General features: G+C 61.5%; 6 protein-coding genes and 1 pseudogene. All 7 read right to left on the minus strand.

From position 1 onward, the window contains the following. Window positions 1–228 (minus strand): annotated as a pseudogene (gene rpsA / locus ACIOMR_RS25970) (30S ribosomal protein S1); the annotation flags it as partial. Window positions 229–347: 119 nt separating this feature from the next. Continuing rightward, window positions 348–1,037 (minus strand): (d)CMP kinase, encoded by a 690-nt coding sequence (cmk, locus tag ACIOMR_RS25975; protein ID WP_003172653.1) that lies wholly within the window; start codon window positions 1,035–1,037, stop codon window positions 348–350. Further along, the gene (locus ACIOMR_RS25980; protein ID WP_401197174.1) at window positions 1,034–3,244 is read right to left on the minus strand and encodes a bifunctional prephenate dehydrogenase/3-phosphoshikimate 1-carboxyvinyltransferase; all 2,211 of its coding nucleotides are present in this window, start codon (window positions 3,242–3,244) and stop codon (window positions 1,034–1,036) included. The genes cmk and ACIOMR_RS25980 overlap by 4 nt, the downstream gene beginning before the upstream one ends. A gap of 28 nt (window positions 3,245–3,272) precedes the next feature. Then, window positions 3,273–4,385, minus strand: a complete 1,113-nt coding sequence (gene hisC, locus ACIOMR_RS25985; RefSeq protein WP_401197132.1) for a histidinol-phosphate transaminase — start codon at window positions 4,383–4,385, stop codon at window positions 3,273–3,275. A 9-nt stretch (window positions 4,386–4,394) separates the two neighbouring features. After that, entirely contained in the window at window positions 4,395–5,489 is a 1,095-nt protein-coding gene (pheA, locus tag ACIOMR_RS25990; protein ID WP_003218812.1) for a prephenate dehydratase, read from the minus strand. Then, window positions 5,489–6,574: a 3-phosphoserine/phosphohydroxythreonine transaminase gene (gene serC, locus ACIOMR_RS25995; RefSeq protein WP_003218814.1), complete on the minus strand. Its 1,086-nt coding sequence runs from the start codon at window positions 6,572–6,574 to the stop codon at window positions 5,489–5,491. Before serC ends, pheA begins: the two co-directional genes overlap by 1 nt. A 218-nt stretch (window positions 6,575–6,792) precedes the next feature. Then, window positions 6,793–9,213, minus strand: a 2,421-nt coding sequence (gene gyrA, locus ACIOMR_RS26000) for a DNA gyrase subunit A (RefSeq protein WP_401197135.1), incomplete at its 5' end; no start/stop codon positions are given.

The following is a 9,213-nucleotide window of genomic DNA, read 5'->3' on the forward strand; positions in this document are numbered from 1 at the left end:
CGAGTCCAGAGCAACGTGAACTACGACACCGACGTTGATAGTCAGGTCACCAGCAACGTTGTAGAACTGTTCCAGCGGGATCAGAGCTTCAGACTTCAGACCAGCGTGAACGGTTACCCAGCGAGCTTGGTAATCGATATCAACGATAACACCGGTGATGATGGAGCCTGCCTGAAGGTTCAGGGTTTTTAGGCTTTCTTCAAAGAGTTCCGCAAAGCTTTCGCTCATTTTAATTCCTGTTGATAAGGGCGAAGAATACGCCCATCTCCACACCCCAGACGGTGTGGGTCAGTTTCAATTAAAAGAAGCACCACAGGACTATGACTGGTCCCCTGCGGCCTTCTTGGTCACCCGGCGATATCGCGAATGGCGATCTCACTCAAGATGCGTTCCAGCACCTGCTCGATGGACAACTCCGTGGAATCCAGCTGTATGGCGTCAGCCGCCGGCTTGAGCGGGGCTACCGCACGCTGGGTATCACGCTCATCGCGTGCACGGATCTCATCTAGCAGACTCGACAGACTAACACCATCGACTTTGCCCTTCAACTGCAAGTAACGGCGACGGGCCCGCTCCTCGGCGCTGGCCGTGAGGAAAATCTTCAGCGGCGCCTCGGGGAAGACCACCGTGCCCATGTCGCGGCCATCGGCCACCAGACCCGGCGGTTCCTGGAAAGCCCGCTGGCGCTGCAGCAAAGCATCGCGCACCGCCGGCAATGCGGCGACCTGGGAAGCCCAGGAGCCGACCTGCTCGTTGCGCAGGTCGTCGGTCACATCGTCCCCTTCCAGGATGATGCGCTGGGGATGACCTTCGGTCGCCCCGACGAACTGCACGTCAAGATGCGCAGCCAGCAGCTTCAGCGATTCTTCGTTGGTCAGGTCGACGCCATGGTTGCGGGCGGCAAAGGCCAGCAAGCGGTACAGCGCCCCGGAATCCAGCAGGCACCAGCCCAGGCGCTTGGCCAGGATGCCGGCGATCGTGCCCTTGCCCGAGCCACTTGGCCCGTCGATGGTAATCACCGGTGCTTTGATATTCACAATTGAGCCTCTTGGGCAACACGGATGCCGACTTGGGCACACAGTGTAAGAAAATTCGGAAAAGACGTAGCCACGTTGGCGCAGTCATGGATACGAATCGGCGCAGCCGCTCGCAGGGAAGCCACGCTGAAGGCCATGGCAATCCGGTGATCGCCATGGGCGTGGACCTCACCACCGCCGATCACGCCACCATCGATAATAATCCCATCAGGTGTCGGTTCACACTTCACGCCCAGCGCAAGCAGACCGTCGGCCATGACCTGGATCCGGTCGGACTCCTTGACCCGCAGCTCCTCTGCCCCACGCAATACCGTCCGGCCTTCGGCGCACGCCGCAGCCACGAACAACACCGGGAACTCATCGATAGCCAGCGGGACCAGGGCTTCAGGAATCTCGATCCCCTTCAACGGCGCCGCACGAACACGCAAATCAGCGACCGGCTCACCACCCACTTCCCGTTGGTTTTCCAGGGTGATGTCCGCGCCCATCAGTCGCAGGATATCGATCACGCCGGTACGGGTCGGATTGATACCCACATGTTCAAGCAACAGCTCGGAGCCTTCGGCGATTGAAGCCGCCACCAGAAAGAACGCCGAGGAGGAAATATCCCCAGGCACCTCAATATGGGTTGCGGTCAGCGCGTGACCGGACTCGACCGCAGCCGTAGCGCCCGCCACTTCCACCGGATACCCAAAACCACGCAACATCCGCTCGGTATGGTCGCGGGTCGGTGCCGGCTCGGTAATCGAGGTTTTACCCTCGGCATACAACCCGGCCAACAACAGGCAGGACTTGACCTGAGCGCTGGCCATCGGCAATGCGTAGGTCAGCCCCTTGAGTGCCTGGCCGCCACGAATGGTCAGCGGCGGGCGCCCTTCCGGCCCGGTCTCGATCACCGCGCCCATTGCGCGCAATGGCTTGGCCACGCGATTCATCGGGCGCTTGGACAGCGAGGCGTCCCCCGTCAACACACTGTCGAAGCGCTGGGCCGCCAGCAAACCGGACAACAACCGCATGGAGGTGCCGGAGTTACCCAGATAGATCGGACCTGGCGCCGGCTTCAAGCCATGCAGGCCAACCCCGTGGATGGTGACGCGCCCATGGTGCGGGCCTTCAATCACCACGCCCATGTCGCGGAACGCCTGCAAGGTCGCCAGGGCGTCCTCACCCTCCAGAAAACCTTCGACTTCAGTGACACCGTCCGCCAGAGAACCGAGCATGATCGAGCGATGGGAAATCGATTTATCCCCAGGCACGCGGATCTGCCCGCTCAAGCGGCCACCGGGACTGGCGAGAAACACCAGGTCATCCGCGTTTACTGCAGCATCTATATAGGCCCGACGCGCCAGAATCTTGCTGAAATGCTCCCGTGCCACCCGCGCACGGGTGAACACGCCCAACAACTGGTGCCCGTCGCCAGCATCGACCGCGTCGCGCAAGGCGTCGAGGTCGCTGCGGAACGTGTCCAGGGTGCGCAACACCGCATCGCGGTTGGCAAGGAAGATGTCGTGCCACATCACCGGGTCGCTACCGGCGATCCGGGTAAAGTCGCGGAAACCACCGGCGGCGTAACGGAAAATCTCAAGGTTCTCGTTGCGCTTGGCCAACGAGTCCACCAGGCCAAACGCCAGCAAATGCGGCAGATGGCTGGTCGCCGCCAACACTTCATCGTGGCGCTCGACCTGCATATGCTCGACATCCGCCCCCAGCTCGCGCCAAAGCCGATCCACCACGGCCAATGCCGCAGAATCGGTTTCATCCAGCGGCGTCAGAATCACTTTATGACGACGGAACAGCTGCGCATTGGATGCCTCAACGCCGCTCTGCTCGGACCCGGCAATCGGATGCCCAGGCACAAACCGCGCAGGCATGCCACCAAAGGCCAACCGCGCCGCACGCACCACATTGCCCTTGGCACTGCCGACGTCGGTCAGGATCGCCTGACCCAGATCCATGCCGGCCAACAGCGCCAGCAACTTCTCCATGGCCAGGATCGGCACCGCCAGCTGAATGACATCCGCACCCTGACAGGCAACGGCGAGGTCCGCCTCACAGCGGTCCACCACGCCCAACTCCACCGCCAGCTTGCGCGACTGCGGGTCCAGGTCCACACCGACCACTTCGCCACACAGGCCGCTTTCCCGCAGGCCCTTGGCGAAGGAGCCGCCGATCAATCCCAGACCGACCACCACCAGGCGACCGATCATAGGCACAGCAGGTTGCAATGCAGTGACATCAACCACGAGCCAGAACCTTGGCCAGCGCCTCGAGGAAGCGGCTGTTTTCAGCAGGCAGACCGATGGTGATGCGCAGGTGGTTCGGCATGCCGTAATTGGCCACCGGACGCACGATCACGCCTTCACGCAACAGGCCCTGAAACACGGGAGCGGCCACTTGACCCAGGTCGACACAAATGAAGTTGCCCTTGGAGGGAATCCAGCCCAGGCCCAGCTCACGGAAGCCATCCTGCAACTGCAGCATGCCGCTTTCGTTGAGGCGACGACCTTCTTCCAGGTACTCAGCGTCCTGCACCGCGGCGCAAGCCGCCGCCAGCGCGAGGCTGTTGACGTTGAACGGCTGGCGAACGCGGTTCAGCACATCGGCTACCACCGGGGTGGACAGGCCATAGCCAACCCGCAGCGACGCCAGGCCATAAGCCTTGGAGAACGTGCGCGAGACCAGCAGGTTCGGATAAGCCGCGAGGAAATCCAGGCCGTCCGGCAGGTCACTGCCTTCGGCGTACTCGATGTACGCCTCGTCCAGCACCACCAGTACATGCTCCGGCACGTCCTGCAGGAAGTTATCCAGCACCTCGGCGCTGAACCAGGTGCCGGTCGGGTTGTTCGGGTTGGCGATAAACACAACACGAGTATTGTCATCGATGGCCGCCAGCATGGCTGGCAGGTCATGACCCCAGTCTTTCGCAGGAATCACACGCGCCTCGGCGCCAACGGCCTGAGTGACGATCGGATAGACCGCAAACGCGTGCTCGCTGAACACCGCGTTCAGGCCCGGCGCCAGATAGGCGCGGCCGACCAGCTCCAGAATATCGTTGGAGCCGTTACCCAGGGTCACCTGGTTGATATCAACGCGGCAGTTTTTCGCCAGCAGGGACTTGAGTTCAAAGCCGTTACCATCGGGATAACGGGTCAGTTCGGCCAGCGCCTCACGAATCGCAGCCAGTACCTTGGGGCTTGGGCCCATCGGGTTTTCGTTACTGGCCAGCTTTACGATCTTCGACGGATCCAGATTCAACTCGCGCGCCAACTCGTCCACAGGCTTGCCCGGAACGTAAGGCGACAGTTGTTGCACGCCCGGCTGCGCCAGGGCGAGGAAGTTGCCACTCATGTTAAAGCCTCACAAAACCGCTTTCGGGTAAGAGCCCAGCACCTTGAGTGCCACGGCTTCCTGACTGATTTTCTCGAGCACACCCTTGACCAGAGGGTCGCGGTGATGGCCGACGAAGTCGATAAAGAACACATAAGTCCATTTACCGCTGCGCGAAGGACGAGTCTCGATTCGCGTCAGGTCAATCCCGTTGTCGTGGAACGGCACCAGCAGCTCATGCAGCGCGCCGGGCTTGTTGCTCATGGAGACGATGATCGACGTCTTGTCGTCGCCGGTCGGCGGCACTTCCTGGCTGCCGATCATCAGGAAGCGCGTGGAGTTATCCGGGCGATCCTCAATTTTCTCGGCCAGGCGCGTCAGCCCATACAGGCCGGCAGCCATGTCGCCGGCAATCGCCGCCGAGTTCCACTCACCCTTGACCCGCTTCGCCGCTTCGGCGTTGCTGGACACCGCCACGCGCTCCACATTCGGGTAGTGCGCGTCCAGCCACTTGCGGCACTGGGCCAGGGACTGGGCGTGGGAGTAGATGCGGCTGATGCTGTCGGTCTTGGTGTTTTCGCCCACCAGCAAGTGGTGGTGAATACGCAGCTCGACTTCGCCGCAGATCACCATGTCGTGCTCAAGGAAGCTGTCGAGGGTGTGGTTGACGGCACCTTCGGTGGAGTTTTCCACCGGCACCACGCCAAAATTCACCGCCCCGGCGGCCACTTCACGGAACACTTCGTCGATCGCAGCCATCGGCTTGCTGATCACCGCGTGACCGAAGTGCTTCATGGCCGCGGCTTGAGTGAAGGTGCCTTCCGGGCCCAGGTAAGCCACTTTCAGCGGCTGCTCCAGTGCCAGGCACGAAGACATGATTTCACGGAACAACCGCGCCATCTCTTCGTTGCCCAACGGGCCCTTGTTGCGTTCCATTACGCGCTTGAGTACCTGGGCTTCACGCTCCGGACGGTAGAACACCGGCACTTCGCCTTCAGCCAGGGAAGCCATCTTCACCCGTGCAACTTCCTGGGCGCACCGCGCGCGCTCACTGATCAGCTCCAGGACTTTCTCGTCCAGGCTGTCAATGCGTACGCGCAGGGCCTTGAGTTCTTGCTCAGACATTAGCCGTGTTCCTTTTCGAACTCTGCCATGTAAGCCACCAGCGCCTTGACGGCGTGGATATCGACAGCGTTATAGATGGAGGCGCGCATGCCACCTACCGAACGGTGGCCCTTGAGGTTCAACAGGCCGCGCTCGTCGGCGCCGGCGAGGAAAGGCTTGTCCAGGCGATCATCCGCCAGGCGGAACGGCACGTTCATCCACGAACGGTCGGTCAGGTTGATCGGGTTGCTGTACAGGCCGCTGGCGTCGATGAAGTCGTACAGGGTACGTTTCTTCTCTTCGTTGAGCTTGCCCATGGCAGCCACGCCGCCCTGCTCTTTCAGCCATTCGAACACCAGGCCCGACAGGTACCAGGCGAAGGCCGGCGGGGTGTTGTACATCGAGCCGTTATCGGCCGCGACCTTGTAGTTGAGCATGGTCGGGCACAGCGAACGCGCACGACCCAACAGGTCTTCACGGACGATGTTGACCAGGATGCCGCTCGGGCCGATGTTCTTCTGTGCACCGGCGTAGATCATGCCGTACTTGGACACATCGATCGGGCGCGAGAGGATGTCCGAGGACATGTCGCAGACCAGCGGGACATCACCCACTTCCGGCACCCAGTCGAACTCCAGGCCGCCGATGGTTTCGTTTGCCACGTAGTGAACATAGGCCGCGTCTTTCGACAGCTTCCACTCGTTCTGACCGGGGATCGCGAAGTAGTCGTAGGGCTTGGCCGTGCCTGCCACATTGACGTGACCGTAACGGGAGGCCTCTTCAATGGCCTTCTGCCCCCAGATACCGGTGTCGATATAGTCCGCAGTGCCATCTTCCGGCAGCAGGTTCAGCGGGATCTGGGCGAACTGCTGGCTCGCACCACCCTGCAGGAACAGCACTTTGTAATCGGACGGGATGTCCAGCAAGTCGCGCATATCCTGCTCGGCCTTGGTGGCAATGGACACGAACTCATCGCTGCGATGGCTCATTTCCATCACGGAGAGGCCTTTTCCATGCCAGTCGAGGAGTTCACCCTGCGCGCGCTGCAGGACTGCTTCAGGAAGCGCCGCGGGACCGGCACAGAAGTTATAGGCTCTCTTGCTCACATCCAATCTCTCTGATCTGGTGGGACTGCAATCAACATCCCGCAACGCGGAACCCTGTAGGAGCTGGCTTGCCAGCGATGCAAACGACTCGGTGCCTCACTTGAATCGAGTTGATGCCATCGCCGGCAAGCCGGCTCCTACAAGAGCGGCGCGGCGTCGTATTTCAAACGGGACAAACAACAAGGGGGCGAATCTTCATCCGCCCCCTGTGTGTCCGCTTATTCCTGCGGTTCTTCTTCGTCTGCGGCAGCGTCGAGTGTTGGCTCGTCGACGCCGTCATCGGCATCGCCGATCACTTGCCCCTCGAGTGCAATCCCCTCTTCACCTTCCAGCTCCTCGCCTTCGACTTCCGATGGCTCCTGGACACGCTCCAGGCCTACCAACGTTTCGTCGCTGGCCAGCTTGATCAAGGTCACGCCCTGGGTGTTACGCCCCAGGCTCGACACTTCATCAACCCGGGTACGTACCAGAGTGCCCTGGTCGGAAATCAGCATGATTTCCTCACCATCCAGCACCTGGACCGCGCCGACCAGGCGGCCGTTGCGATCGTTGCTGACCATGGCGATAACGCCCTGGCCGCCACGCTTGTACTCGGGGAACTCGCTGATGGCCGTACGCTTGCCGTAGCCGCGGGCCGATGCCGTGAGGATCTCGCTGCCTTCTTCCGGGATCAGCATCGAAATCAGCTTCTGCCCTTCCGGCAGGCGCATGCCGCGCACACCGCGGGCGGTACGGCCCATGGCACGAACGTCGGACTCCTTGAAGCGCGTAACCTTGCCGCCGTCGGAGAACAGCATGACTTCACGCTCGCCGTCAGTGATGGCCGCGCTGATCAATACGTCGCCTTCGTCCAGTTCGAGGGCGATCAGGCCCACGCTGCGTTGACGGCTGAAGGATTCCAGCGGGGTCTTCTTCACGGTGCCTTTCGCAGTGGCCATGAAGATGAAGTGACCTTCGGTGTACTCGTCTACCGGCAGCATGGTGGTGATGTATTCATCACTGTCCAGCGGCAGCAGGTTGACCAGCGGACGACCACGGGCAGCGCGGGACGCTTCCGGGATTTCGTAGGTTTTCAGCCAGTACACCTTGCCCTTGCTGGAGAACAGCAGCAGCGTGGTGTGGCTGTTGGCAACCAGCAGGTGAGCGATGTAGTCCTCATCCTTGACGCCGGTAGCCGATTTGCCTTTACCGCCACGACGCTGGGCCTGGTACGCAGCCAACGGCTGGGTCTTGGCATAGCCACCGTGGGAAATGGTCACGACGCGATCTTCTTCCGGGATCATGTCACCCAGGGTCAGGTCGAGACGGGCGTCGAGAATCTCGGTGCGGCGCACATCGCCGTATTCGGCGCGGATCACTTCCAGTTCTTCGCGGATCACTTCCATCAGGCGCACGGCGCTGTTGAGGATGCGGATCAGCTCGCCGATCTGGTTGAGGATCTCCTGGTACTCGGCCAGCAGTTTCTCGTGTTCCAGGCCGGTCAGACGGTGCAGACGCAGTTCCAGAATGGCCTGGGCCTGTTCCGGGGACAGGAAATACTTGCCGTCGCGCAGGCCGTATTGTGGGTCCAGGGTCTCCGGACGGCACGAATCGGCACCGGCACGTTCCACCATCGCCACTACGGCGCTGGATTCCCACGGCATCTTGATCAGCGCTTCCTTGGCTTCCGACGGCGTCGGCGAAGCCTTGATCAGGGCGATGACCGGGTCGATGTTCGACAGCGCAACAGCCTGGCCTTCCAGGATGTGGCCGCGTTCACGGGCCTTGCGCAGTTCGAATACGGTACGGCGGGTTACCACTTCGCGGCGGTGACGCACGAAGGCTTCCAGCAGATCCTTGAGGTTCAGGATGCGCGGGCGGCCGTCGATCAGCGCTACCACGTTGATACCGAATACACTTTGCAGCTGGGTCTGGGCGTAGAGGTTGTTGAGGATCACCTCAGGCACTTCGCCACGACGCAGCTCGATCACCACGCGCATACCGTCCTTGTCAGACTCGTCGCGCAGCTCGGTGATGCCTTCCAGCTTCTTCTCTTTAACCAGCTCGGCGATCTTCTCGATCAGACGCGCCTTGTTCAACTGGTAAGGGAGTTCGGTGATGACGATCTGCTGGCGGCCACCGACTTTGTCGATGTCTTCGATGATCGAGCGGGCACGCATGTAAATGCGGCCGCGACCGGTACGGTAGGCTTCGATGATGCCGGCGCGACCGTTGATGATCGCGGCGGTCGGGAAGTCCGGACCCGGGATGTACTGCATCAGCTCATCGACGGTCAGCTCGGGGTTGTCGATGAGGGCCAGGCAACCGTCGATGACTTCACCGAGGTTGTGTGGCGGGATGTTGGTGGCCATGCCCACGGCGATACCGCTGGAGCCGTTGACCAACAGGTTGGGAATACGGGTCGGCATGACCGCCGGGATCATTTCGGTGCCGTCGTAGTTCGGCACCCAGTCCACGGTTTCCTTGTGCAGGTCAGCCAGCAGCTCGTGCGCCAGCTTGGTCATGCGCACTTCGGTGTATCGCATGGCCGCAGCGTTGTCGCCGTCGACCGAACCGAAGTTGCCCTGGCCGTCTACCCGCAGGTCGCGCCGGGACATCGGCTGGGGCGTCCGAACGGTGGTGTCGTTCAGCGCAGTGGC

It is taken from the genome of Pseudomonas sp. NPDC087814 (genome assembly GCF_044742865.1).
In the GTDB taxonomy this organism is placed as follows: Bacteria; Pseudomonadota; Gammaproteobacteria; order Pseudomonadales; family Pseudomonadaceae; genus Aquipseudomonas.

Excerpts from the sequence above, each read along its gene's own strand:
- pheA (WP_003218812.1), bottom strand. The coding sequence starts at position 5,489 with ATGTCTGAGCAAGAACTCAAGGCCCTGCGCGTACGCATTGACAGCCTG.
- ACIOMR_RS25980 (WP_401197174.1), bottom strand. The coding sequence starts at position 3,244 with ATGATCGGTCGCCTGGTGGTGGTCGGTCTGGGATTGATCGGCGGCTCC.
- hisC (WP_401197132.1), bottom strand. The coding sequence starts at position 4,385 with ATGAGTGGCAACTTCCTCGCCCTGGCGCAGCCGGGCGTGCAACAACTG.